Annotated in this window: 16 protein-coding genes; 6 read left to right on the top strand and 10 right to left on the bottom strand. The window is 57.1% G+C overall.

All coding sequences use genetic code 11. The features are described 5' to 3' along the window. Positions 1-171: 171 nt before the first annotated feature. On the bottom strand, positions 172-1,266 hold the full coding sequence (locus tag ABF824_RS08335; RefSeq protein ID WP_415487955.1) for a branched-chain amino acid aminotransferase: 1,095 nt from the start codon (positions 1,264-1,266) through the stop codon (positions 172-174). 159 nt (positions 1,267-1,425) lie between these two features. Then, on the bottom strand, positions 1,426-2,136 hold the full coding sequence (locus tag ABF824_RS08340) for an HAD hydrolase-like protein (protein WP_415487957.1): 711 nt from the start codon (positions 2,134-2,136) through the stop codon (positions 1,426-1,428). Between the two features lie 148 nt (positions 2,137-2,284). On the opposite strand from ABF824_RS08340, the gene ABF824_RS08345 reads away from it, so the two are divergent. Further along, a complete protein-coding gene (locus ABF824_RS08345) occupies positions 2,285-2,662 on the top strand; it encodes a VOC family protein (RefSeq protein WP_415487959.1) in 378 nt (125 codons plus the stop codon). Positions 2,663-2,698: 36 nt separating this feature from the next. Here the strand turns inward: ABF824_RS08345 and ABF824_RS08350 are convergent, their stop codons facing one another. Then, complete coding sequence (locus ABF824_RS08350) at positions 2,699-3,220, bottom strand: cupin domain-containing protein (RefSeq protein ID WP_415487991.1); 522 nt, start codon at positions 3,218-3,220, stop codon at positions 2,699-2,701. Positions 3,221-3,460: 240 nt separating this feature from the next. Between ABF824_RS08350 and ABF824_RS08355 the strand changes: the two genes are divergently transcribed. Together ABF824_RS08355 and ABF824_RS08360 are read left to right on the top strand one after the other, a co-directional pair. Beyond that, positions 3,461-4,249 (top strand): inositol monophosphatase family protein, encoded by a 789-nt coding sequence (locus ABF824_RS08355; RefSeq protein ID WP_415487961.1) that lies wholly within the window; start codon positions 3,461-3,463, stop codon positions 4,247-4,249. Between the two features lie 163 nt (positions 4,250-4,412). Continuing rightward, complete coding sequence (locus ABF824_RS08360) at positions 4,413-5,120, top strand: YfdX family protein (protein WP_415487963.1); 708 nt, start codon at positions 4,413-4,415, stop codon at positions 5,118-5,120. A 58-nt stretch (positions 5,121-5,178) separates the two neighbouring features. Here ABF824_RS08360 and ABF824_RS08365 read toward each other — a convergent pair whose 3' ends face one another. From ABF824_RS08365 to ABF824_RS08395, 7 genes are all read right to left on the bottom strand, one after another. Further along, a complete protein-coding gene (locus tag ABF824_RS08365) occupies positions 5,179-7,992 on the bottom strand; it encodes a DUF4175 domain-containing protein (protein ID WP_415487965.1) in 2,814 nt (937 codons plus the stop codon). Further along, positions 7,989-9,326 (bottom strand): diaminopimelate decarboxylase, encoded by a 1,338-nt coding sequence (lysA, locus tag ABF824_RS08370; protein ID WP_415487967.1) that lies wholly within the window; start codon positions 9,324-9,326, stop codon positions 7,989-7,991. The genes ABF824_RS08365 and lysA overlap by 4 nt, the downstream gene beginning before the upstream one ends. A 90-nt stretch (positions 9,327-9,416) precedes the next feature. Further along, complete coding sequence (locus tag ABF824_RS08375; RefSeq protein WP_415487969.1) at positions 9,417-10,406, bottom strand: CgeB family protein; 990 nt, start codon at positions 10,404-10,406, stop codon at positions 9,417-9,419. A 54-nt stretch (positions 10,407-10,460) separates the two neighbouring features. Beyond that, on the bottom strand, positions 10,461-13,463 hold the full coding sequence (locus ABF824_RS08380) for a glycosyltransferase (protein ID WP_415487971.1): 3,003 nt from the start codon (positions 13,461-13,463) through the stop codon (positions 10,461-10,463). Positions 13,464-13,507: 44 nt separating this feature from the next. Then, positions 13,508-16,861 (bottom strand): glycosyltransferase, encoded by a 3,354-nt coding sequence (locus ABF824_RS08385; RefSeq protein ID WP_415487973.1) that lies wholly within the window; start codon positions 16,859-16,861, stop codon positions 13,508-13,510. Positions 16,862-17,055: 194 nt separating this feature from the next. Next, positions 17,056-18,768 (bottom strand): 30S ribosomal protein S1, encoded by a 1,713-nt coding sequence (gene rpsA / locus ABF824_RS08390; protein WP_415487975.1) that lies wholly within the window; start codon positions 18,766-18,768, stop codon positions 17,056-17,058. A gap of 179 nt (positions 18,769-18,947) precedes the next feature. Further along, positions 18,948-19,112 (bottom strand): hypothetical protein, encoded by a 165-nt coding sequence (locus ABF824_RS08395; protein WP_415487977.1) that lies wholly within the window; start codon positions 19,110-19,112, stop codon positions 18,948-18,950. A 305-nt stretch (positions 19,113-19,417) separates the two neighbouring features. On the opposite strand from ABF824_RS08395, the gene lptF reads away from it, so the two are divergent. From lptF to ABF824_RS08410, 3 genes are all read left to right on the top strand, one after another. Next, positions 19,418-20,554 carry an LPS export ABC transporter permease LptF gene (lptF, locus tag ABF824_RS08400; protein ID WP_415487979.1) on the top strand — a complete coding sequence of 379 codons (1,137 nt, stop codon included), beginning with the start codon at positions 19,418-19,420 and terminating at the stop codon, positions 20,552-20,554. An 11-nt stretch (positions 20,555-20,565) separates the two neighbouring features. Next, positions 20,566-21,678, top strand: coding sequence for an LPS export ABC transporter permease LptG (gene lptG / locus ABF824_RS08405; RefSeq protein ID WP_415487993.1), 1,113 nt, complete (start codon positions 20,566-20,568; stop codon positions 21,676-21,678). Positions 21,679-21,747: 69 nt separating this feature from the next. Beyond that, positions 21,748-24,096, top strand: coding sequence for an LPS-assembly protein LptD (locus ABF824_RS08410; protein ID WP_415487995.1), 2,349 nt, complete (start codon positions 21,748-21,750; stop codon positions 24,094-24,096). The last annotated feature ends 76 nt before the right edge of the window (positions 24,097-24,172 follow it).

Genomic DNA, 24,172 nt, shown 5'->3' on the forward strand with positions numbered 1-24,172 from the left:
GCCTATATATGAAAATGTTCCAACAAAAAGACTTATACTTAAAAATATCATTTATATAAAATAGAAGAAGAAAAAATATCTATGCGCAAATTTCCATTTATAAATACAAAATACCAAAATCAATAAATCAGAGGGAAGCCGGTCAATCAACCTGCTTCCCTTCTGCTCATATCAGAGAACGCGATGCACCCAGTGATGGTGATCGTTTGCCTGTCCCCGCTGCGCTGCAATCAGGCTTTCTTTCAAACTGGCTGTCACAGGACCGGCACCTGTCCCATCACCGATTTTGACTTCACCATCCTTGGTGCGTACGGCGCCAATCGGGGAAACAGCAGCCGCCGTTCCACAGGCAAACACCTCTGTCAGTCGACCCGAACGTGCATCCTCGAGCCACTGGTCAATCGTATAAGGCTCTTCATGCGCCTTGATCCCTTTCTCCTTTGCAATCGTGAGCAGCGACTCACGTGTGATGCCGGGAAGGATCGTGCCCGTCAGAGGCGGTGTCCGGATGGAGCCATCTTCAAAAACGAAGAAGATGTTCATGCCACCCATCTCCTCGACGAAACGGTGATGAACGGCATCAAGGAACACCACCTGATCACAGCCATGGTGCTTCGCTTCGGCCTGCGCGAGCAAGGACGCCGCGTAGTTGCCGCCGCATTTTGCAGCGCCCGTGCCACCCGGAGCGGCGCGGGTATAGGTTTCGGAGACCCAGACCGTGACAGCTCCAGCGCTGAAATAGGCTCCGACCGGCGCCGCAATGACCAGGAACATATATTCGGAAGCCGGTTTCACACCAAGAAACGCATCATTGGCGAACATGAAGGGCCGAATATACAAGCTGGCGTTTTCACCCGACGGCACCCAGTCCCGATCAGCCTTCACCAGTTCGTCCACAGCACGGACAAACAGACTTTCCGGCAGCTGAGGCATCGCCATGCGCTCGGCGGAAGAACGGAAACGGCGCGCATTGGCGTCAGGACGGAAAATGGCAATGCCATCGTCCTTGGTACGAAAGGCCTTGAGGCCTTCAAAAATTTCCTGTGCATAATGCAGGACAGCGGCAGAGGGATCGAGGGATAACGGCCCGCGCGGCATGACCTGCGCATCGTGCCAGCCTTTGCCTTCCGTATAGCGGATCATCACCATGTGGTCTGTGGCGACACGCCCGAACGTTGGGTTCGCCATCAGTTCGACGCGCTTTTCCGGCGAGGTGGGATTGGGATGCTGAAGGATTTTGAACTGTAGGTCCTCGGCGCTGCTCACGACCTGCTTCTCCTGCCCGTGCTCCGGGTTCATGACTGTCTACTGGCCATCGGCCTGTTTGTGGGAGCGACACTTGACCGGAAATTGCGCGTTTGAGCAATCCGCTCCCTCGCAATTCTGATCGCTGTTTTGCCGTGCCGCTACGAAATGCAGTTTCTGTCAGGCATGAACATGCTGTTTTGCTGCATTCAACTGCTGAGCCACATAACCCGGCAGTTCCGCTGGTTGCGCCACAATAACCTCGGGTGCAGCGTCTAGAAGCTCTCCTTCCGAACTGTACCCCCACGCCACACCGAGGGCGCGGATATTGTTGGCATGCGCTCCTGAAATATCGAACCTGCGATCGCCTATCATGACGGCATGGTGCTTTTCGATCTGATGATCCGCCAGAACGGAAGCGATCAGTTCCGGCTTTTCGGCGCCACTATCGTCCGGTCGCGCACCGTAGACTTCGCGGAAATGATGCAGCAGCCCCGTTCTCTCCAGTATGGACCGGGCAAGAATCTTCGGCTTCGATGTGGCAATATAGAGTGTGGCACCAGCGTTCTGAATGGCGCTAATGGTTTCTCTCATGCCGGAAAAGACCGGCGCGCGGAGAGCGCCGCCTGTCTCGTAAAGACGACGATAGCAGGCCATCGCCTCCTCACAACGATCATCGCCGTAATGTTTGAGGATCTCGCCGATCAGATCGCGGAGTGGAGGGCCAACTACCCAGCTCAGATCGTGAGAGGGATCTGGTGTGTGCCCCAGTTCCTCCAACACCTGCCTGATTGTCGCGATGATCCCCATGCGGGAGTCGATGATCGTGCCATCCAGATCGAACAGGACGGAAGTGCCGGCAAGGCTGCCAGCCGAAGGATGCGATATCATGTCATTATTTGAATACGGTCTTCGCCCCGCCGTCAACGGAGCGGCCAGCTTGTGTGCCGGAACATCCTACCTGTAAGCTTCACGGCGCGTAAATAAGGCCGCCTTTCGCTCATGAAGGCCGAACGCACCGGCAGGGAGATCACAGCATATGTTCAGTCACGTCATGCTTGGCAGTAATGATATCGAGCGTTCCCGCAAATTCTACGACGCCATATTCACAGCCATAGGCGGCACGCCGGGAACGCTGAACGAAAAGGGCCGCCTTGTTTACAGCCACAACAATGGACGTCTCGTGATCGGCAAGCCGCTCAATGGCGAACCGGCAACTGCAGGCAATGGCTCGACCATCGGCTTAAGCATCGAGACGCCGGAAAAAATCGACGCATGGTGGAAAGCTGGTGGCGAAAACGGCGGCACCCAGATCGAAAATCCTCCGGGTGTGCGCAAGAATGCGCTGGGAGATCTGTATCTCGCCTATCTGCGTGATCCTGATGGCAACAAGCTTTGTGCCCTGCACAAGATGTAAGACTTACTGACTGGAGCGGGGGATCAGTTCTCCCCTTCATTTGAAGCGGCAGGGCTGGTCCTGCGTTGGAGCTGCATCCGTCTGGATGACCATTAGTTCGACCGGCCCGTCTCCAACATTTCCAGCGTAATGCCCCACTCTGCCCTGCGCATCCTTCCGACTCAGTTGATCCTCGCCGAGTGACACTTCACCCGGTCCCATCGGCACCTTGTGTCCGTCCATCGCCGTCACATACCAGGTGCCTCTCAGCGGGATGATCCACTGGACTTTCGGATCAGGATGCCACGAACCATCCCAATGGGCTGGCTGGACAGTAAAGATGACGTTCGCAGCACCTTGCTGCACCCTGTCCTGCCATTGTGGCCCAGCCGGCTTGGACATGGTTTTGAGATCAAATTCGCGGAGAGGGCAGCGGGTCATATGGCTGACACCGTCACGATCTGCCCAGTTATGCCAGTACCACATCGTCGGCTTTGTCGGGGTTTCTGTCGCCCCTTTCGCAAGATCGGGCGAAGCGGCCAAAAGAAACAACCCTGCCGCGACGAGTGTTCTGCGCATCATTCTGCTCCTCACAAGGCTGGCGAAGATGATGTAGGCAACATCAGCGAGAGACATCGCCAAACATACCCACCTGTTTTCCTGCCTTGAAAACGGAATGGGAGCATGACTGGTTCCCGCATGTTCCGGTCTCGACACTCCGCTGTTTCCCCGCCTATCTCTCATCCTGTTAAAGAAAGGGCGTCCTGTTGACGTTCTGGCGACAATGGGAGATCGGCCTTCGGGCCGAAGATGATGCCAATGACTGCTGCCCTTGAGCGTCGTTTTGAGGTCGCGCGCGCTGTCGTAAGCGACGCGGCACGCCTTGCTCTTTCCATGCGTCCGCCCCCGGGCGGCCCAATCGGCACCCAGAAATCGGCGCAGGACTGGCTGACGGAAGCCGATGGTGCTGTGGAAGCCTTCATCTCGCAGCGCATGGCGACGCTTTTTCCTGAAGACGGATTTCAGGGGGAAGAGGAAGGCTCCACCCGACAGGGCAGCCTGCGCTGGGTCGTCGATCCCATTGACGGCACGTCCAACTTCGCGCGGGGACGCAATCGGTGGTGCGTATCGCTTGGTCTTCTCGAAGATGATCGACCCGTTGCGGGTGTGGTCTGTGCACCCGCTCTCGGTGAGACCTATACCGGCCTGATCGGCAAGGGCGCTTTCCTGAACGGCACGCCCATCAAGGCGTCGCCCGTTTCGGATCCCAAAAGTGCCATGATCGAAATGGGCTGGAGCAACCGTGTGCCGCGTGAGGTTTTCAACGAGAAAATTGACGCCATTCTCCGTCTCGGCGCCATGCCGCGTTCCGGTGGTTCCGGCGCGCTGGCGCTCACTGATGTCGCCTGTGGACGCCTCGACGGCTATATCGAGATCGTCATCAATCTATGGGATGTGGCGGGAGCGCTTCCCATCCTCGCGGAAGCCGGTGCCTGCGTCTCTCCATTCCTTCGTGACGGTGGCCTGACCGGAGGAGCAACCATTCTGGCAGTCGCTCCCGGCATCGCATCGGCGCTTTCGGAAGCGGTAAAAATACCACTGAGCTGAGAGACTTCTGGCCGTATCCGACATATGCAAGAAAAATGTGACGATACCTCTTCAAAACGTGTCGTATTGTTGCCAAATAAACTGCCGACACGTCGCACAACTGCTTTCTGAAGAAATCTCCATCAAGGGGAGATTGTCAGTCAGGCAGAGGAGTTTTGATTTTATGAAAAAAACCGCTCTTTCCTTCATGCTCGCTGCGGGCCTCGCCGTTGCGCCGACATTTGCGCACGCAGGCTCGGTCCACACGGACTGGGAGAAATTCAAGGCTGGTCGGGCCTTCAAGCATCTGTCCATTGACGGGCAGCGTGCTTTCGCCGACCTGCTTCAGGCTCATGATCTTCTAACGGCTGGCAAGACCGAGCAGACGGTTCCGCTGCTTTATGACGCGGAAAAGAAGCTTGATGCTGCCAGCAAGGCCAGCAAGAAGTTTGATGCGGCCGAAGCCTCTCTCAACCGTGTTCCGCAGCATCCAGCCCCTGCTGGCCATGTCCCGTCTACCGCGCCTGAAACATGGATCCCGATCGGTGGTGAGTTTGTAGAAACCGAGACGCTGGCACCGGAAAAGAAAGCTGCCATCGCAGCGGCCAACAGCCAGATCAAGACGGGCAACAACCAGCAGGCCGCTCAGAGCATGCAGGTGGTTAACGATCAGGTTGACTTCATCGTTGCTCTTGCACCGCTGAACATGACGAAGGGCGCTATTGCTCGTGCACAGGTCTTTGTCGAAGGCCGTAATCCGCAGGACGCTCTCTCAGCCGTCGATCAGGCGCTGAATGGTCTCGTTTTTGTGGATGATGACGTGCTGGACGCTCAAGCAGCGCCTGCATCTTCTGCCCCGGCCACGACGGCTGCTCCTGCCGCCAAGAAATAACGGGCGGGCACAACTTTACCGAAACGGACGGGAACCTGGTGTTTCCGCCCGTTTTTTGTCAGAAAGACTTCAGAAGCCGATCGAGATATTCCAGCTCCTCACGAGGGCGCGTCCGGTCGGAATCACGACGACGCAGTTCCTCCTCAATCTCGTGAGCGCGTTCCCGCGTTGTGGTCTCGGGCAGATGATCGCCCTTGTCGGGACTGCGATCGCTGCCTTCTCCCGTTGCACGGCCCAACGGATCCTGATCGGCTTTCTGGTCGTCACCGCCCTGCCCGTCATCCGTGCCGCTGCCGCCATCATCACCGCCACTACCGGACTGCTGCTGATCGCCGCTGCCTCCACCACCACCCAGAGACGGGAGAAAGCTGGTAGGACCGGAAGATCCGCCCTTACCCTGTAACGCCTGACGCATCTGGTTGCGCCCCTGCATCAGGTCTTTGAGCGCTTCCGTCTGATCTTTGGTCGCCTTGTCGTCATTCCCTTCCGCAAGCGCATGTCGGGCGTCCTTCATGGCCTTGGCAGCTTTGCCGAAGCCCGGCACCTCTTTACCCGACAGTTCCTTAAATTCCGTGCCGAGTTCTTCGGTCGCCCGCATCAGCGCGTGCTGCCCTGCCCCATCGGCACGCTGCTGATCTGCATTGGCTGCACCATCATCGGGCTTCTCGCCATTCTGGGATGAAGGCTGTCCATCCTGCGACTGCTGGCTCCCCGCAGTGTGCTGCTGACCGTCCCCGTTATTACCGCCCTGTTGTGGAGTTGGGGCGCCCTCACTTCCTTCCTGAGGGGGCACAAGACCAAGCCGACGGAGGAGCTCACTCGTGGACATGGTGGAAAGATCGTCGTTTTCCCCCGACGGAGAAGCGCTTTCATTAGCACGCTCCTGACGACGCTTCTCACGATCCAGACGTGACTGGGAATGATCCAGCAGACCAGTCTGCTGTTTGATCACATCCGCCAGACCTTCCGCCTGCTCCTTCAGCTTCTGCTGGGCGGCCATCTGCTGGGCAAGCTGCGCCATGTCCTGAGGCGTCGCGTTTCTCATGCGCTCGATGGAATCCTCAAGCTGTTGCAGCTTGTCCATCGCGCCAGAATCACGGCCATCAGCCGCATCGCCCTGCAAACGTTCCATCAGTTTCTGGAAAGCCTGATCGCCCGATTTCGTCAGGCCGGGGAGGTTCGGAATGGCTGATCCTTCCCTGATCGCCTGCTCCGCCAGCATCTGCATCTTGCGGCCAATCGCAGCCCGCAGCGCATCCATGCGACGTTTCAGCTCGGCCTGATCCTCAGGGGTATGCGCGTTATCTTCCCGCATATGCTTGAGCTGCTGCGACACCGCTTCCTGTGCCGCACGTACATCAATGGACGCGACAGCAGCGTCTTTCCCGCCATGAAGCTGGTCCTCGATATCGAGCGCCAGATCCCACAAGCGCGCCACGGCTTCCTCACGCGCGCTGTCGTCCGTGACATCACGATCATTCAGTAGCGCGACGATAGACGTCAGATTGAGAAACGTACCGGTATTGTTCTGCACCGGACCCGGCGTTTCCCCCAGAGTGGCCAGATCATCAGCCGCCGCCTCACGCTTCTCATCGCCAAGCGCGAGCCGCTTTCTCAGATCCAGCACAGCCCGCGCGACCGGCGATCGGAAATTACGTGATCCAAGATGGAAGGTGACCGCCGGACTGCGTGCTTGCTTGCCGCTTACACTTTTCGCCACAAGAGTGGCGGAGACTTCTTCGCCAGCCCACGGATCGTCGGAAAGATCAGGGGTTGTCACCCCCTTCGCGTCCACTGGATGCCCTGTCACCGGGATAGGCACGCGCAGCACGCGGCTTTTCGTCAGCAAACCGGCATGCGTCAGCTTCATCTCCACGACGAGGCTGCCAATGCCGTAGGCATGTCGCGCTTCGTAAGGCAGTCGCGTGCGCCGTCCGCCTTTTTCTCCACCCGGATTCTTTCCCCATGCCACCTGTGGCGCACCATCCGGCGTGACCGTCAGATTCCATGAAGCAATCGTCCGTCCACGGCTACGGACCACGAAGGAACCGGTTTTATTCAGAACCGCCTGTATGCGCCACGAATGCTCACCCAAAGGCTGAAGGGTCTCATCTCGAAAACCGCCATTCAGATGCGGCGCGGAGGAAAGACCCGTTACGGTGGAAACAAGCATCGAGCCTTCAGGAACCGCTGGCGCGTGTGCGAGGCCATCGCCGAGAAACACGGGCGCTGAAGGCGCATAGGATGGTGGTGTGATCCATGCTTCCACGTGCGGCATCGGCACGTCGGGATCATCAAAGCCCGGAATGAAGGCTGCAACGAGGCGACCCGGCGCATGTGCGCCTGCCCACACGCCAGTGCCTGCAAGCGCGACAAGCAGCGGAATGATGACCGGATTTTTCCCCAAGGTGGAAAGGCGCGGCAGACCCGCCTTCAATGGCCCTAGGGAAGCCAGAAGCCGTTGCTGGTAAATGTTCCACACCGCGCCAGAACCAACACCGGATGAATGGTCCGTCAGCGCAGCAAGCGGTCTGTTCTGAAGCCCAGAAACCTGCTCGATCCGTGCGTCACACTCACTTTCGGTGGGAGCGACATAGTTCTGCAAGCCGTATCGCGCCAGCCATATGGTGGCACCAAAGGCGCCAACCTCCACAAACGCATGAAGCCAGTCAGGCATGCTCTGTGGGATACGCAGCAGCCCGACAAGACAATATCCTCCCGCCACCGAGGCGGCTGGCGCAAGACGGACGATCAGACGTTCACTGGAAAGAACGCGTGCAGCCTGCTTGCGGACAACCGCAAGACGCGCTTCCGGAGACATATGTGAGGCGGGTGTCCCGCTTCCGACCTGTTCCGGATGCGCCCCGCTCATGTGCTGACGCTGGCCGGAACGATATCGTGCGCCCACAGATATTCGATGCTCTGTCGCTCACGAATGACAGTCCACGTGCCGCCATCAACCAGTACCTGAGCGGCGAACGGACGGGCGTTGTAAGTCGAACTCATCACTGCGCCATAAGCTCCCGTATCGAGCAACGCCACCCGCGCACCTCTCTGTAACGGAGGCAACTCACGGGTTTTGGCGAATGTATCACCACTTTCGCAGACCGGCCCGACAATGCTGGCGGTTTCCGGTGCAAGCATGGCGTCATGGGCCGACAGAGGCAGGATTCCATGCCACGCTTCATAAAGCGCAGGTCTCAACAGATCGTTCATGGCGGCATCTAGAATAATGAACGGATAGCCACCGCGCACCGCTTTTCGCAGCACCACGCTGGCCAGAAGCACACCTGCAGGAGCCGCTATCCAGCGTCCTGGTTCGATGGCCAGCCTGACATCGAGATCACCCAGTTCGGAACGGATCGCGCCGGCCCATGCGTTTGGCGAGGCTGCGCCTTCGTCCCGATAATTGATCCCGATCCCACCGCCGCAATCCACCACGGATACGGGAAGACCCGCAGCCCGCGTGTCGCGCACAAGTTCCGCGACACGTCTGTATGCGTCCCGGTATGGTTCCATCGTCAGAATCTGGCTGCCGATATGCACGGCGTAACCGACAGCCTTCACCCCCGGCAGGGCGTGTGCTTCCCGATAAAGATCAAGAGCTTCCTCGTAGGGAATGCCGAACTTGTTTCCTGCAACGCCGGTTGTGATCTTGGCGTGGGTTCTGGCGTCCACATCCGGGTTCACACGGAGAGCGACAGCGATTTCGCTCCCCAATGATGCAGCCACCCCTGACAGGACTTCGAGTTCTTCAGCGCTTTCCACATTGATCTGGGAGACGCCTTCCTCAATGGCCAGCCGCAGTTCGGCATCCGTCTTGCCTACGCCCGAAAAAACGATCTTCGATGCAGGAATACCCGCCTTGCGCGCGCGCAGCAGTTCGCCACCGCTCACCACATCGGCTCCCATCCCCGCACGCGCCAGAATTTCCAGCACGGCAAGATGATCGTTCGCCTTGACCGCAAAATGGGCCGAGATCGAAAGTCCTGCGTCTTTCATGGCATTCAGCAGGATCGCTGCCCGGCGGCGCAGGGTTTCTGCGCTCATGACCCAACACGGCGTCCCCACCGCATCGGCGATGGCCTGCAATGGCACTCCATCGAGCATCAGGCCACTGCGCACGTCGAGCGAGAGGTTGGAATGGGTTGCCAGAAGCTCGCGAACGGTCGGGTCCGGCGTGGAGAAATCTACAGGATCAGCCATGGCGCGAGGTTACCGGCTCAACAGGAAGTTGCCAATGAAAGCGTGTCTTGAGAACAAGACACGCTTCAGAAAGAAGTGAGGTTTCAGCCCTCAACAGGCAAGCAGACCATTTTCTTTCAGAATGCCCAGCGCCTGACGGATACGATGACCGTAGGTGTGATCCGCCATCGTACGCGCCTGAGCCTTCTTGGTGGTCTCGATACGGAGCTGATCATTGTCGAGATAGGTCTCAACCAGTTGATCGAAATCCTTGCGGTTCGAAAAGGAGGGAATTTCCTCTTTCGTATAATAACGACGAATTTCGTACGTATCTTCGTGGAAGACCTGCAACGCGCCCGCCGCTGCCGCCTCAAAGGTACGAGGTCCCGGCGTGGACGGTGCGATCATGAAACGCTTGTTCTCGAAGTTCAGACTGCGACCAAGGTTCAGAACCAGCTTGGAGCGCTGATAGAACTGCACCAGTTGTTCCTTTTCGAGACGCGCGTCAGAGAACCCGATTCCAAGCTCCGCCCAACCGGGGCCAACGATCTTGATGTTGAGATTTCTCAGCGTGGGCAGAAGGCCCCGTACGATATCCTTGCGGTTCGTGAACGCCACGCCACAGAACAGAACGTCGATGGTGCGCTCAACCGCCTCGTCGATCGGGCGATAGTGCAGCTTCGGACAAGCAGCGAGAGGCAGATGCCACACCTTGTCACGAGTGTAGAAGTTCGAGCCCCAGCGCTCACAGGAGAAGATCGCATCGAAATCGTGAGTGATGCGATAGTTGGCATCCTGCTCGTAGGGATCTTCCGTAGCCCAGAAAACCGTCGCAGCGCCTACCTTCTTCGCCTCACGGCAGACCTCACCGAAATACGTGCTTTCCGGAAGATACGAACCAATACCGAACACGACTGTCGGTTTCAGGAAACGGATCGCGGCCGCCGCGCCACTGATATTGGCGGCCGTCACATTTTCCTCACCGAAGCACTCGCCCCAGCCTGCCATGATCGACTCACGGATCTGCGCGTTCGCCTGCGATTCAAACCGGCCCCCGCTGCAGATCAGAACCCGCCCGGAAAATTCGCTCGTCTTTGCCATCCGTTTGTCCAGTCCCTTCCGGTTCTCAGTTCGTGTCATTCGCTGCGCAACCGTTCATTGTCTTGCGCCTTCAAGTATGGTCGCCACCGCTTTGTCAAACCGAGCAGGATCGCACTCGGTCTTGATGCGGTGCAGCGCACTGTTCCGAACGCTGTTCCACATGCCTTCATCCTGGTAGAGCCGCACGACCGCATCAGCGAACATCTGCGCATCAGGCGCTCCACCCGAAAGAATATCCTGCCCACTGCTCCAGCCGAGTTGACCGATCAGCAGATCGCTCGCAACCACAGGCAATCCGAACGCAGCGCTTTCGTGAATCTTGTAGGGAATCCCTCCAGCAAAGCGTGTCGGCGCAACAAACACGCAATGCGCATTGTAAAGAGGTTCCAGATCCTCCACTTCGCCGACGATGTCGATCCCTTCAAACTCATAAAGAGCAGCCAGATCAACTCGTCGCGAACGCGACCCGGCCACTGTGAGGCGGACATCCTCTCCCAGTCTTTCTCTGAGAAGCGGCATGACTTCCCGGGCGAACCAGAGCAGCGAGTCCAGATTGGGAGATTCATTATCGACAATTGCCCCCACGAACAGCAGGCCGTGCCGCTGATCAAAGGGCGCAGGCGTTGGCCGTGGCTGCACTGAATGCCCCAGAACAGCGACATTTTCGTGTCCGGCACGCCGGATAAGAGCAGCCTCGTGCTCCGTCACGGCAACGATTTCCTGACAGAAATAAGCACATTCGAACTCCTCCCGCAGCGCGACGTCCAGATCCTTGGAGCGTTTTCCGTCTCGGGAACCGAGCAATTGATCCCGCAGTTGCAGACGCGGGCTCAGAACGGCTTCCGTGTCGAGCACAAACGGCGTTCCGGGCAGATAGCGGCTGTTCTTGTGCAGCACGGGCAGAAGACGGGCGAGATTGTGCGTGCGCCCGATCCATACCAGATCGAAAGCCCCGGCGCGCTCTTCCAGAAAGCCGTCGAGTTTCTCAGCCGAGCGGTCAAACAGCACTTCGACCGTATCGGGGAAATCGCCATAAATCCGGCCAAGCGAATGATAATGCGCGTCGACCGGAAAAACCGTCACCGCACATCCCTGCCGGGCAAGGCTGCGCACGATGTCATTGGAGCGGACATACCCGGAACCAAGACTGCGGAGCGGGATGCGGTCCTCAATGTAGAGAACACGCAGCCCCCCTGTTGGACGGGAACGGGCCAGCACCGCATTTCCCAGATGCGCCGGATACTGATTGCGCAGGAAATCGGCCTGTTTGCTGACAAAAATCCGACGATTACGCTGCATCAGAGCAGCAGAATCCGCGGATGTGGAGGAACCGAACTCCAGATGCTCAATCACTACAGAAGGGTCATACACCACCCGATAACCGCTGCGGATCAGACGCACGCAGAAATCGGATTCTTCAAAATAGGCCGGAGCATAAGCCGGGTCGAACCCGCCGAGAGAGCGCACCAGATCCGTTCGGGTCATCAGAAACGCGCCTGAGCAGTAATCGACATCCCGAACGAAATTGGCTTCCGGACAGTTCGGATCGTGGTCACGGAGATAGCCGAACGTTGCTCCATCACGCCAGATGATGGAACCAGCCTCCTGAAGAAGCCCGTTCGTACGGATGATCTTCCCACCAACAGCACCGATACGCTCATCGGATTTCAGACGCTCCAGCGCGATACTGACGGCACCGGGCATCAGTTTGACGTCGTTGTTCAGATAAAGCAGCACGTCTGCCGAGACCAGGTCCAGCGCCATGTTGCAGGACAGCAGAAAACTCGCATTGTGATTCAGGTGACGGATGACCGCACCGGAAACATAGTGCTCCAAACGCGCGGTTTCATCTTTCGACCCGGAATCGATTACGATCAGTTCCAACGCGCCCGCGTAACAGTCACGCAGCGACGCCAGCGCCATCATGGTGAGCGGAAACTGATTGTGCAGCACCACAATCACGCTCACGTCCGGCTGACCGTTAAAGCTGAAATCCAGCTTGCTGCGCCCGACTTCGGGGAGGAAGCCTTCAGCTTCCCGGACGAACATCATCTTTGAATGCGCTTCGTCCAGTACCTTTGTTTCCCCGATACCCCCATCCCGTTCATGGGCCGCAACCCAGTGAGCAAACGGATCACGGAACAGGCCGGCTTCGACATCTGCCCGCACGCCTGAGCGCGCGGCATAGTCGATAAGAGAGATGTCCGGAGCAGGCTGACGCCCTTCAAATGCGCCAGCAGTCAGAAAATGGTCGTAACCGGACCGGAACTGACCGGCTCCCACCCCTGCGCCAACATCGGGATATCGCTCGCGATAGAACTCCTCGGAAAAAGCAGCTTGTGGGGAATAACCAGCAGGTTCACCGAGCGTCAGGTAATGATGAAGTGCGCATACCACCTTTTGCTCGGCAATGAGGGCACTGACTTCGGGATAACGCGCAAGATACCAGACAGGATCGAAATACCAGGACGCACGATACCTGTCGGACTTGCCATCTGTATTTGCCAGAAAGCTGGCAAACGCGAATGAGCCACCAGAATGATCGCGTGAGCCTGCGTGACGTTCAAAAACCGCCGGATCGAAAAAACGACTGCCGCTACGAAAGCCGCATTCCCCTTTTGAGAGGAAATGATCGTACCCATTGGCCAGATTTTCCGATTTCAGCACCTGCCCTGTCACATCAGGGTCATGTGTCCGATAATAGGTTTCGGAAAACAGCCAGTTGGGGGAATGATCGCGGTAACCTACGTGCGTATAATGTTCGAAACCGGACCGAAAGGTGCCGTTTTCAATCTGCGCGGCAACATCCGGATAGGCCTGCCGGTACCATTTTTCATCAAACCACCTGTTTGGCGAATATCCGCTGAGTTGGCCGATCAGCAGATAATGCGCCAGCGCGCTGGAACCGACACCAGCCGCCAGTTCCTTTTCCACCTTGGGATAGGTCGCGCGATACCATGCTTCGTCAAAGTGCAGCCAGACGGGAATCCGGGGCATGGATTCACCTCCACCAGCCCACTCGAAGACGGCAGGCCCCGGTTCCTTTTCAGCAGTCATGACTGCGGCTTCATACACAGCAGATATCCGTGGCCACCGCTCCTTCAGTCGCCGACCAGTTCACGCAACGCTTCGGAACAATATTCCACCACGGCACTCCCAGGCGCGGCCTCTTCAACGGAACGGATGACGTTATCTTCACAGAAAACGCGAATGTTGGTGGCCTGAAAACCAAATTCATCTCCCACCACATTCAGCAGGCCAACACGGTACCATCCCGCCAGCGTATCGTTGAAACCTTTTTTCAGGTTCAGGTTTCCGACAAAACCGACACACAGAGGCGCATCGTGGAAAATGGTCTGGACATCCTGCCGGATGAGACGCGATGTCGCCATGAAGATGCTTTCGCCATTTTCTTCATGGGTGAAGGTCACATACACCTGTCCAGCGCGTGACATGCCGCGGAGGAAAGCCCAGCCACGCACGATCAGATCGCTTTCGAGAACATCCCGCTCGTGGTTGCCGCCTTCCTCGATCAGGCCGGTGAAGAAGTCGATATAATACTGGAGATCACCCTTGTACTGCTGCGCGACCGGACGCGGCAGTGCGGAAAGCTTGATGCCACGCAACAGACCATCGCTCTCCGAGACCCGCTCGAAATCACGCAGGATCTGACCGTTCGAGGGCGGCAGTCTCGCCAACCCAACAATCTGGCCACCTTCGACCTCGATCTGCACGGAGGTCAGCTGGAATGCGCCGCGTCCATGCACGACATTGACCAGCCCGATCCGGAACACGCCCTCGCACCACTTGCCCCGGAGCGCGACCTGCGCCGAGAAGCCGGAGCGGCGCGGAGCACCGGGGAACAGCCCCATCACGTCCGAGCGGACTTCGCGGGAAGTCGGGATAAAGATCGGCGGAACATCATCCTCGCCGATCAGCGTGACATAAAGATGCCCCGAGCCTGACACACCCGGCACGACATACCAGCCCCGGATATGGAAATCGGATGCGGTGATGAAGTCTTCATCTTCCGATTCAGCGAATACATGGCGACAGACATCGTCGATGTAATATTCCGCTCCCTGAATCGAATACCAGTCTGACACGTTTTCCGGCAGTTCGATCGACAGATCGCGGGTCGTCGGCGGATCAAAGATATGACGCGGCGGCGCCTGATGCTTCCAGGATGCATGTGGCAGGAGATGAACCTGACCGACATCGAACTGGACATTGCTGCTCCCCATGTCCCGACGGGGCGCCACGTCGCGATAGAGTTGCAGGAGCGCGTTGCCGTAATCGCGCGCGTTCGTCCAAAGATGCGGGCCAATATTGCCCATCAGCTGTTTTCTGGTGCTTTCGCTGCAACGGATCAGTTCAAGACGCTGCAATACATCGGCCGGGCTGCCAATCGGCACCTTGAACCCGTTGACTCCATCCTCAACGCGGTCACCCAGCGCACCGACATCGCACACGATCGGAATCAGGCCATTCTGCCACGCCTCGGAGAGGGAGATACAGTAGGTTTCCGGCCAGATGGACAGATTGAGAGCAACGTCAGCGACTTTCAGAGCATCGATATCGCCAGCGGAATAGCGCCCATACGCATGCACGTTGGATTTGTGCATATTGGACAGGATGCCGTCATATTCAGGATGCACGTAACCAAAGATATGGAACTCGAACAGATCCGGATTTGCCATCTCAATGACGCTGAGCACGGCGTCCGCACCTTTTGTCCGCAGGAAGTTACCGATAATGGCAATGGAAAGCGGACGACCATTCAGAGGCTTGTAAGGCTTCGGCTCGATCGGCGCGTTCGTCTCGGGTGAAGGAATCCCGATCGTGATGCTACGCTTCTGTGCGAGGCGCGGATAAACTTCATGCGTCAGATCATGTGAATGTTTTGTGCCGAACAGAATCACATCGATCGAATCAAGCATGAGCGAGACGAATGCCCGGCGCGTCTGTTCTCCGCCAAACTCCACGTTATCCGCACGTTTCAGGCAGATATCAGCCGCCAGAACCCACTTTATGTCCTCTTCGCAATAGCGAAGCTCATGGTTGAGCAGATTGTAACGGGAAGAAATCAGGAAGAAATCGTGGGCTGAGAACACGACGCCCACACCGTTCGCCTTGGCGATGATCGGCAGCGAGAGACAGTGATGCCCGAGATGCTGGAAATGCACGATGTCAAAATTGTACTGACTGATCGCCGCCGAGAAAGCCATTTCCTCAGCACCGTCACACATCGTGTCGAGCCAACCAGTATCGGGCACGTCGAAACTCTCGATCTCCCGACCACTGGCGTCCGTCAGACGACACATGCCGTCACGATGCAGCCAGTAGAAGAACTCCACGTCACGCAGGAGCATGGAAGCGATGGTCTGCTGATAGACTTCCACTCCACCCCATGCCTGCTCATGGATGGTGGAGTGCGTGCACATCAGAACGCGCAGACGACCACGACGGGCTGGCACGCTGTTCGCAGGCAGGATTTCATGACGCCCGAAGTCCGCTCCCGTCACTTCCATCATACGACGCAGACGGTGTTCATAGAGATGGGCTTCCAGAACCGCCTTCTGTGCTGCCGTCGCCTGTTTCCGCCGTAGTGATTTGTTCGACAGAAGCGCTGCAATGTGTTCGATCACACCGTCAACGGAGCGCGACATCGCCACGCCAGCCACTTCCTGAATATAACGCTCGTCGAGTTGTTCACCCGCTTCCACAACCTGCGCAGTGCCAGCGAGACCCAATTCATAGAAGCGTGGACCCGGCGCAGTCGCCTGCCCCACATCGCCATGACTGGCATAATCACGGAACATGGTCAGCGTGACGGCGCTCGCATTGGCAAAATCGATGAAAGCCTCATGACTGATGGGCCTCTGGATCGCGAGGTCAGCAAGATCGGTCGGAAGAGGCGGCAGATATTCATTGCCGGGGCAGATGAGCTTGACACGGGCATTCGGGAAAGCGGCGATCACACGACGAAGGGTCTCGACGCGGTTGGGCCACATCGTCCCGGCAAAGAAAATATCATAATCGAGGTCGGCTGCGGCTTTGACTTTGCGTTCATGTAGCGAAAGGCTCGCGGCCAGCGGCAGGTAATGGCCCTTGTTCTGATAGAAATCGACGCAGGAAGGATCGTTGGTGAAAACGTAATCGAAAAGACCGATGTTTTCGACGTTAAACGAGACCATGAACGGGTCTTCGAAGGCCCAGAAAATCATCGTCTTGAAGGCCGGTCGGACACGCCGCATCAACTCCATGTTGATACGCTGACCATCAATACAGATCAGGACATCATGCTCGCCTTTGGCGGCAAGCTCCGCCAACGTCATATTGTCAGCGACGACGACATTCTGATCACCAAGAACCGTTTTTGCGGCTCTCTCAAAAGCCAAAGTCAGGTAGTAGTTCGGATTATGCGTGTAGTTCGTATTGTATATGACTGCCATTGACCTACGCGAGCGTCTCCGCCCTCGCCCTTCCTGAAAAACTACACTGATCGAACATCACATCTGGGCGAACACTATAACAAAGACTGCCCAGGCAAAAGCCCCTCACATCAGCCGCTTAAATTCCATGTAAGCAAAAAAAATGGCATCTCCGTGGAGATGCCATTTTCACACTCAGACTAAGATAGACTTAATCAGGCGTCGGTGTTCCGACGACGGATTGCCGCACCGAGAATGTCACCCAGCGAAGCGCCGCTATCAGACGAACCGTACTCGTTGATTGCCTGCTTGTCCTCATCCTGCTCACGACCACGGATGGTCAGAGCCAGCTTGCGGCCAGCGCGATCAACAGAGACGATCTTCGCATCAACGCGCTCACCAACGGCGAAACGCTCCGGACGCTGCTCGGCCTTGTCACGAGCCAGTTCAGCGCGACGGATGAAGCCGGACAGCACGTCGTCAACCTTGACTTCGATGCCGTTGCTCTGAACCGCCGTAACGATGCAGGTCACGATCTGGCCCTTCTGGACGCCCGTCAGCGCGTCGGCTGCCGGATCTTCCTGAAGCTGCTTGATGCCGAGAGAGATACGCTCTTTCTCCACATCCACGTCGAGGACCTTGGCCTGAACGACCTGACCCTTTTCGTAGTTCTTCATGGCTTCTTCGCCAGACTCGTCCCATGACAGGTCGGACATGTGAACCATGCCGTCGATGTCCGCGGACAGGCCGATGAACAGGCCGAACTCGGTGATGTTGCGGATCTCGCCTTCCACGATCGAGCCAACCTTGTGCTCTTCCGCGAACTGCTCCCAAGGATTGCGCTGAACCTGCTTCAGGCCAAGCGAGATGCGGCGCTTCGCGCTGTCCACATCCAGAACCATGACGTCGACTTCCTGAGAGGTAGCGACGATCTTGCCCGGATGGACGTTCTTCTTCGTCCAGGACATTTCGGAAACGTGCACCAGACCTTCGACGCCCGGCTCCAGCTCGACGAACGCACCGTAGTCGGTGATGTTCGTGACGCGACCGGTGAAACGTGCGCCCGGCGGATACTTGAGCGCCACGTTCTCCCACGGATCAGCCTCAAGCTGCTTCATGCCGAGAGAAATGCGCTGCGTGTCCGGGTTGAAGCGGATGACCTGCACGCGAACCGGCTGGCCAATCTGCAGAGCTTCGGACGGGTGGTTGATGCGCTTCCAAGCGATGTCGGTGACATGCAGAAGGCCATCGACGCCACCGAGGTCCACGAACGCACCGTAGTCGGTGATGTTCTTGACCACGCCGTCGAGGATCATGCCTTCCTTCAGGCCCTGAATCAGCTCGCTGCGCTGCTCAGCACGGGTCTCTTCAAGAACCGCACGACGCGAAACGACGATGTTGCCGCGAGCGCGGTCCATCTTCAGAATCTGGAACGGCTGCGGAACGCCCATGAGCGGGGTTACATCGCGAACCGGACGGATATCGACCTGGCTACCCGGAAGGAACGCCATGGCGCCGCCGAGATCAACCGTGAAGCCGCCCTTGACGCGACCATAGATCGTGCCGTTGACACGCTGGTTGGCCTCGAAAGCCTTCTCCAGATTGGTCCATGCTTCCTCGCGGCGAGCCTTCTCGCGCGACAGAACGATGGAGCCGTCCTTGTCTTCGTAGCGCTCGATGTAAAGCTCGACCATATCGCCCGGCTTGACCTCGGAGACAGCGCCAGCGGGGCCGAACTCACGCAGGGCAACGCGGCCCTCGCTCTTCAGGCCGACATCGACAATGGCGAAATCATCGGTCAGACGGACAATACAGCCCTTGACCACCGATCCTTCAAAGCCGCTATCCTGCCCCAGCGTCTCATCGAGCAGAGTCGCGAAATCTTCACCGTGGAAATGATCGGTGGCTGTTTGTGTGGCTGAAGCCATGTAGAAACTGTTTCCCTGTCAGAGTAAAAACTCTGACATGCCTGCGCTCCGCATGATGCTGCAGAACGTCTTGCCCGCCTGCGCTTTTTCGCGCACCACAGGCCACTCCTGACATTCAAGGCTGATTCACGACCATCGTGAATAGCTGGCGACGAAAGACACCCTGCCAAGTCGATTTGTCAAGAAAATAACGAGTCTGGTTGAGGTAAAGAAACCGCAAGCAAAGCCGCCCAACACCCATCAGAAATGGCGTTCAGGAAATCCATCGAAAAATAACATTTCCAATCAAAGGAATACGGCCAGACCATCCCTATTTTTGGCGCCTTGGGGCCGAACAGCGTCATCAGGGGTTTTCTCCGGCACTTTCAGTCTCTCCGGGCACCTTGCTCTGGATGGCAACACCCTTCCACCACATCTCCTCATTTACCTTGGGAACTCTGGATCAGCCACGACTTTGCCGCTTTGATATGACATCCCCCTTCACGAACGATAACACTCTGTTACACAGCAGGTTGTTAGAGAGTTTTTGTGTTGCGCTGCAAAAGGAGTAGAGAGGCCGCATGATCCATCGTGTCGATGCTTTTGGCATACATTCTCACTGCTGTGGTGAGCAGGGCATGCCCGGAAACCATGAGGGAACCCCTCATCGGTGCTGAAGCTTGGTACTCTTGACCGTTATGTATTGCGGCAGCTTCTGCTCGCGCTTGTCGCGACGACAGGAGGCCTGTCCGCACTGATCTGGCTGACACAGTCCCTGCGCTTCGTGTCACTGGTGGTGGGGCGCGGCCTGTCACTTGGCGTATTCCTTGAACTGACCAGCCTGATGGTTCCGTCCTTCGTGTCGGTAGTCCTTCCCATTACGACGTTCGTCGTCTCCCTGTTCGTTTACCAGCGCCTGGCGGGCGACCGGGAACTGACAGTCATGCGCGCAGCAGGACGCTCGGCTTTCGCGTTGGCCAAACCGGGGCTGATCTGCGCAACGATTGCCATGCTGGTGACCTTTGCCCTCAATCTCTGGATTGTCCCGGCCTCCTATCACCAGTTCAAGCAGTACGAATTTCAGATCCGCAACAAGATGGCCGCTTTCATGTTGCAGGAAGGCGTCTTCACCAAAGTGTCTGATGCATTGACCGTGTACGTGCGTGAGCGTCGGCATGACGGCACTCTGAACGGAATCATGATCGAAGATGACCGCGTGGCCAACAGTCGTGCCACCATCTTTGCGGAAAGCGGAACAATGCTGATCGTCAATGATCAGCCCCGCGTGGTGCTTTATGATGGCTCTCGTCAGGAAATCGACCATAAGACCGGCCGTCTGACCATGCTACTGTTCGACCGCAACACGATCGATCTGACGTCGGGGAAAAGTCAGGAAACCCGCTATCGCGATGCGTCAGAAATGTCGCTGAGTGAATTACTGCACCCCAATCCACAGGAGGTGCCAGCCCGTGACTTCGGCAAGCTGGCCGTGGAGGGGTGGAGGCGCATCACCACGCCTTTAACCGCTTTTTCCTTTGCCATGATCGGTCTGGTCGCCATTCTGCGAGGGGCTTTTTCTCGGCATGGCAATATCACCCGGCCACTTGGCGCCGTGCTGACTGTCGTGGGACTGCTGGCCCTCAATCTGCTGCTTCAGAATCTGGCTGGACGTAATATGTCGCTGATCCCCCTGATTCTGATCGAGGCCGTCCTACCCGGCCTGATCTGCGCGGCGCTTCTGTTCGGCCCAGAGCTTCGCTATGTGCGGGAAGATTTAAAAACCAGATCTGAATCTCAGGGAGCCTGACCATGTTCTTCATGACGGTTCCTGTGACTCTCTCGCTGTACATAGCGCGCCAGTTCCTCTTTTCAGTGCTGGCGATGACGGCGTCTCTGACAGGTGTTGTCTGTCTTTTCGATTTCATTGATCTACTCCGTCGCGTGGCAACGAAACCGGACGTGCCGACCAGTCTCGTGACGAAGATCGCAGGCCTGCATGTCCCATACTTTTATATGGAAATCATGCCGTTTGGCGTGCTGCTCGGTGGCATTATCTGCTTCTGGCGGCTGACCCGGTCATCCGAACTGATTGTGGCGCGGGCGGCGGGCATTTCCGCCTGGCAGTTTCTGGCAGCGCCCCTCGCCTGCTCCCTGATGCTGGGGGCGTTTACCACAGGGGCGATCTCTCCGCTTTCGTCCATCATGTACGCGCGCGCCGAAGCCCTGGATGACCTGTATCTACGATCTGGCGGTGGTCCACTCAGTCTGAATGGAACAGCCCTCTGGTTACGCCAGTTGGATACAACCGTGGACCCTCATGGCGTTGCCATCCTGCACGCCCGTGATACGCACCTTGAGAACAATACGCTGTCGATCCATGACATCAGTGTTTTTCGCCTCGATCACACGGGACACGTGATCTATCGTATCGAAGCACCTGAGGGGCGTCTGGAAACCGGTTTTTGGCAATTACAAGGGGCTCAGATTCTGCGCCCTTATGAAGTGGCGGCCCCCGCACAGACCATCGCACTCCCTACCGATCTTACTCTCAGTCGCGTTCAGGAAAGTTTTGCCTCACCAGACACACTTTCCGTCTGGGCTTTGCCGAGTTTCATCGCCATGCTTGACCGGTCGGGGTTTTCCTCGATTCGTCATCGACTGCATTTTGAATCGCTTCTCGCCCTGCCTGTGCTTGCAGGAACGATGTCGCTGGTCTCCGCGGGCTTCTCCATGCGCCCCAGTCGGCGTGGAGGTGTGGCCAAAATGATAGGATCGGGTGTCGGTGCAGGCTTTCTCCTCTTCACGGTCTCGAAAGTCGCTGAACAATTTGGTAACTCAGGGGCCCTGCCGCCTTTGCTCGCGGCATGGGCGCCGACCGGAGCTGGGCTCTGTCTGGCGGTCTCGCTGCTTTTGCATCTGGAGGACGGCTGATTGGCCTTTTCCGCATCTCGGTCTGAAAGACGGTCTGCGCGTCATCTGCGTCGCATGACCGCCGCATTGATGCGGCGTGCCGGGAACTCTTCCGCTGTCAGCGAGAATGACCTTTCGCGTCAGCGCGGCTTTTTGGTCAGCCTGAGCATTGGATCCATAGCCGCCTTTGCGAGCGGCTGCGTGGAAACCGCCCACGCGCAGTTCATGCCCGCTCCGATGCATGTCGCCATGGGCAGCAGCAGTGCGTCATCAAAAAGAGAACCTGCTACCTTCCAGGCCGATCATGTCAGTTACGATGACCATGCGGGTGTCGTGACATGGACCGGCAATGTACAGGTATGGCAGGCTGATCATGTCCTGCGTGCCGACAAAATCACTTACGACCGTAACACGGGCATCATTGCCGCTACCGGCAATGTCGCCTCGACGCAGCCAGACGGTTCGGTGATGTTCTCGCGTTATGCGGAGCTGACCGGCAGCATGCATGATGGCATCATGACACAGGTCCATGCCATTCTGCCTGCCGATAATGCCAAACTTGCCGCAAACGGCATGCGTCGTACAGGCGGCAAGATCAATGATATGACCCGGGCGGTCTACACAGCCTGTGAAATCTGTGCCCAACATCCGACGCGTGCCCCATTCTGGCAGCTGCGTGCTTATGACGCGACGCAGGATCTGGAACACAAGGAGATCGATTTCCGCGATACCTACTTTGATCTTCTCGGAATTCCGGTTTTCTATCTCCCTTATTTCTCAATGACGGATCCGTCCGCCAAACGACACAGTGGCTTTCTGATGCCCGGCGTGACACCGCATGACCGTTATCTGGGAACGTATTTCACCATTCCTTACTATTGGGCGATTGATGATTCGTCCGATGTAACATTCCAGGCGCTCATCGCAACCAAGACCGGGCCGCAGATTTCCGCCCTCTATCGGAAGGAACTGAATTTCGGCTCAATTCGTCTACGCGGCGGTCTCGCCTACGACACGCATCGTCATGGTGGATACACCAACAACTTCGGTGATTCGGTTGGCGCACAGAATGACCGTGGCATTCAGGGCTATGTTTTCGCTCGAGGGAACTTCACGCTTACCCGCAACTGGCGCGCCGGTTTCGACGCACGCGTTGCAACGAGCGCCAACTATATGCGTGACTATCGTATCCCGGGATACGGCGGCGATACCCTCAATTCGAATGCTTATGTCGAAGGGTTCGGCACGGGAGCCTACTCCAAACTGGATGCCCAGTTTTATCAGGGCCTGAACCGAGGCGTTATCCGCAATAACGAACTGCCGTTCGTTCTGCCGCATTATGAATACAGCTTTACATCCCAGCCAGATCCGCTCGGTGGCCGCCTCAGTGTGAACACTACGGATTTTTACGTCTACCGGACACAAGGAACGCGAGACCAACGCGGAGAGGTCCAATTGAACTGGGATCGTCCTTTCCGCAGTGACTGGGGACAGAAATTCCTCTTCACCGCCCGTCTGGATGGGATGCTGTATCACGCTTCGCAGCTCTATCAGCAACCAAACTATTATAAATATTACAAGGCAACCACGGCAGGTCAGGTTGTCCCGACGCTGGCTCTAAAAATGAACTGGCCCTTCGTTCGTCGTTTCATGAAAGGACGTGGCTCCCAGATATTCGAGCCGATCGTTCAGGCTATCTACGCCCCCAATCAGGGCGGTGGTGTGGACAGGCGTCTCCCGAACGAAGACAGTCTGAACTATGAATTCACCGATACAACCCTGTTCGCCCTCAACCGGTTCCAGGGAACAGACCGTATCGATGGTGGCCTGCGTGCCAATGTGGGCGTCCATGGCAACTGGACGTGGAATGGCCATGTCGTGGATGTCCTGGTCGGCGAAAGCTTTCAGGAACACGTTCAGCATGATCGCCTGCCCTATTCAGGCCTGAACCACCATCTGTCTGATGTGATTGGACGCGCACGTGTTGACGCCACCAACTATTTCGGGGTGACGGGCCGACTACGGGTCGATCCCTATTCAGGCCGAATCAATTTTGCTGATGCCCTGTTCAACCTGAACCTGCCACATTTCGGCATCAGCGGTGGCTATGTGCGGGAACCGGTCACACCTTTCTATTATTACGTGAATGACTTCCGGAATGGCGGCTCACCACCGTCGGTTTATTACCAGAAAACCAATGAACTGAGCGGTGGCGTATCGACCCAGTGGAGCAACTGGCACGCTTCTTTCTTTGCCCGTCGCGCCCTGTCACGACATCAGTTCGCTACTCTGGGCACAAATTTTGGCTTCATGAACGACTGCATGGGCGTCGATTTCATGTATCTGAAACAATATACGAAAATTGGTGGACAAAGCCGCTACTCCACCTTCCTTGTCACATTGTCTCTGAAGACGATTGGTGCATTCGGCGTAAAATAATGCCAGCCGAGAGATCTTCATGCCCCGAGACACGCTTCAAAAATCTCCTGCTGTTGGGTAAAAGCAGGGTTCCAAT

This window comes from Acetobacter sp. (assembly GCF_047721705.1).
In the GTDB taxonomy this organism is placed as follows: Bacteria; Pseudomonadota; Alphaproteobacteria; order Acetobacterales; family Acetobacteraceae; genus Acetobacter.

What these genes read in the sequence shown, in the direction of transcription:
- lptG (WP_415487993.1), top strand. Translation starts at nt 20,566, where the DNA reads ATGACGGTTCCTGTGACTCTCTCGCTGTACATAGCGCGCCAGTTCCTC.
- ABF824_RS08410 (WP_415487995.1), top strand. Translation starts at nt 21,748, where the DNA reads ATGCGGCGTGCCGGGAACTCTTCCGCTGTCAGCGAGAATGACCTTTCG.
- ABF824_RS08395 (WP_415487977.1), bottom strand. Translation starts at nt 19,112, where the DNA reads ATGACGCTGTTCGGCCCCAAGGCGCCAAAAATAGGGATGGTCTGGCCG.
- lysA (WP_415487967.1), bottom strand. Translation starts at nt 9,326, where the DNA reads ATGGCTGATCCTGTAGATTTCTCCACGCCGGACCCGACCGTTCGCGAG.
- ABF824_RS08360 (WP_415487963.1), top strand. Translation starts at nt 4,413, where the DNA reads ATGAAAAAAACCGCTCTTTCCTTCATGCTCGCTGCGGGCCTCGCCGTT.
- ABF824_RS08380 (WP_415487971.1), bottom strand. Translation starts at nt 13,463, where the DNA reads ATGACTGCTGAAAAGGAACCGGGGCCTGCCGTCTTCGAGTGGGCTGGT.
- ABF824_RS08365 (WP_415487965.1), bottom strand. Translation starts at nt 7,992, where the DNA reads ATGAGCGGGGCGCATCCGGAACAGGTCGGAAGCGGGACACCCGCCTCA.
- rpsA (WP_415487975.1), bottom strand. Translation starts at nt 18,768, where the DNA reads ATGGCTTCAGCCACACAAACAGCCACCGATCATTTCCACGGTGAAGAT.
- ABF824_RS08375 (WP_415487969.1), bottom strand. Translation starts at nt 10,406, where the DNA reads ATGGCAAAGACGAGCGAATTTTCCGGGCGGGTTCTGATCTGCAGCGGG.
- ABF824_RS08340 (WP_415487957.1), bottom strand. Translation starts at nt 2,136, where the DNA reads ATGATATCGCATCCTTCGGCTGGCAGCCTTGCCGGCACTTCCGTCCTG.
- ABF824_RS08355 (WP_415487961.1), top strand. Translation starts at nt 3,461, where the DNA reads ATGACTGCTGCCCTTGAGCGTCGTTTTGAGGTCGCGCGCGCTGTCGTA.
- ABF824_RS08385 (WP_415487973.1), bottom strand. Translation starts at nt 16,861, where the DNA reads ATGGCAGTCATATACAATACGAACTACACGCATAATCCGAACTACTAC.
- ABF824_RS08350 (WP_415487991.1), bottom strand. Translation starts at nt 3,220, where the DNA reads ATGCGCAGAACACTCGTCGCGGCAGGGTTGTTTCTTTTGGCCGCTTCG.
- ABF824_RS08345 (WP_415487959.1), top strand. Translation starts at nt 2,285, where the DNA reads ATGTTCAGTCACGTCATGCTTGGCAGTAATGATATCGAGCGTTCCCGC.